This window comes from Bacillus sp. DHT2 (assembly GCF_026241455.1).
Classification (GTDB): domain Bacteria; phylum Bacillota; class Bacilli; order Bacillales; family Bacillaceae_G; genus Bacillus_A; species Bacillus_A pseudomycoides.
Genome location: NZ_JAPHWH010000056.1, coordinates 1 through 1,972, shown reverse-complemented (window position 1 = coordinate 1,972; position 1,972 = coordinate 1). Strand labels below are relative to the sequence as shown.

1 protein-coding gene is annotated in these 1,972 nt (G+C 48.8%); it reads right to left on the bottom strand.

Features of this window, described 5'->3' with window-relative positions; all coding sequences use genetic code 11:
• Window positions 1–145: 145 nt before the first annotated feature.
• Window positions 146–1,453 carry a group II intron reverse transcriptase/maturase gene (gene ltrA, locus ORL93_RS30720; protein WP_265960338.1) on the bottom strand — a complete coding sequence of 436 codons (1,308 nt, stop codon included), beginning with the start codon at window positions 1,451–1,453 and terminating at the stop codon, window positions 146–148.
• Window positions 1,454–1,972: the final 519 nt, after the last annotated feature.

Here is a 1,972-nt window from a genome sequence, read left to right as displayed (position 1 = left end):
TGTCGGGTAAAGAACTGGCGCGGTATCAGTTATGACCCGTTTCCAACCCCTCCCCATAAGAACTGCTCGTGAGGTTTTCCCTCAAGCAGCTCACCCCATAAACTTCATCAAAAGGGTTATGAGACCTATCAAATCGCAGACACTTTCATCGGTATCCCTCTGCGCTTTTAAGGGAATGGACTTTCCAGTCCCAGTAGAGCCCCAGTACACCATAGAGATATTCATTACTCCATCTCTGCCATCCGATACTACGCTTTCGTCGCCGTTTCCTTCTTGTCAGCAGTGTACGGATTTTCATCTCCGTATAGTCACGCACTTCGCTAAATGCTCCGCTGGAGTTTCCAACTCGAAAGTAGTTCACCCATCCTGTTAGTACGGCATTGATTTGTTTTACTAAGTCTTGTGCTGGTTTGGCTCCTGCGTTTTGAATGAGTTCGCGGATCCTTGCTTTCACTGCCGTACGGGCTTTCTTCTTTGGGGTCATGCATATGAAGTATCGGGTCTTATTTCGGTTCAGTACTCGCCTGAAATCAAATCCCAAAAAGGCAAAAGACTCTCCCTGTAAGACATCGACCATCCGAGTTTTCTCAAGATTCAGTTCAACTCCCAAAGGCTCCAATTGTTCCTGCAGTCGTCGCAGTGCCAGTTCAGCCCACCCCCGTTTACTGGAGTGCCCACTTACGGTGATAACCATATCATCGGCAAATCGGTGATAGTTCACAGCTTCATAGTTTCCTTCCGTCGTTTTACGCCGAATGGCATCAAATGTCCAATCTACCTCATTCAAGTAGATGTTTGCCGCTAGTGGGGAGAACGGTCCCCCTTGCGGGACTCCAATCTTCCCTGCGGCTTTTACCACCTGTTTTACTAGGCGCATAACTTGGTGGTCTTGGACACGATTTGCGATTTTCCTCAGTAGAATGTTATGCCGGATTGTATCAAAGTAACGTGACAAATCAACATCAATGACTGTGGTCATACGACGCAGCACACTGCGTCGCACTTCTGCCAGCGCTTGATGCGGGGAGCGTTTTGGTCGGAATCCGTAGGAATTTGGGCAAAAATCAGACTCAAAGATAGCTTCCAATATGAGTTTTAGCGCTCCTTGGACCACACGGTCCCGTATACATGGGATTTGCAGTGTCCGCATTTTGCCGTTTGCTTTTGGGATTTCTACTTTACGATTAGCTTGTGGTTGATATGTTCCAGCCTGCAGTTCTGCTTGGATGTTCTTTAAAAACGGTATAACTCCCTCTATTTCTATATCAGCGAAACTTTGACCGTCGATACCTGGGGCACCGCCGTTTTTCCTCGCATGCTGATATGCTTCATGGAGGGTTGTTAGTTTGGTAATGTGGGAAAATAGTCCCCAAAACCGATGCGTAGGTTCAGACTTCGCCTTTTGATAGATTCGCCGCCTTAGTTCCTGCAAAGTAATAGGTGTTTTTGTCATGGCACCCTTGCCTCCTTTGGTCGTACGAAATATTTACAGGTTCGGACCCTTCCCTCCCCGCGCGTTTTGCTGCACGCAGATCTCTGGTACTACGATCCGTTCCGCCACCCTGACACCTACCGTTCTCACTTCCCGATCGCGGTTATAGAGACGGTCTCCTCGATGAGGTTTCTTCATCGGGTGTCGAGGGCTTCTCCAGTTTCCACATTATCTTTCTCTCCATGTCGCCGCTGATACCCCGCCGGTGAGAACTGCCGTTCCAGACTCGTTTCGATCAGTTCTTGCTGCTTTCGCACGTTATCGACCGTCTCAGCCACCGGAATTGCGTGTAACGAGGCTACGTCTACGTTCACTGTACGTTACAACCTGGAGATTTGCCCACATGCCTTTTGCATGTGATGTCAGAGGGCTTCGCCATGTCGCTTTCACTTCATGGTGCCTCTCAGGCTACGGGAGTGGAGTCTATTCTCCCGATTGGACTTTCACCAACTAGATAATGTGTCCTTATCTGGACACGCC

Coding starts and splice junctions, on each gene's coding strand:
- ltrA (WP_265960338.1), bottom strand. CDS start 1,453: ATGACAAAAACACCTATTACTTTGCAGGAACTAAGGCGGCGAATCTAT.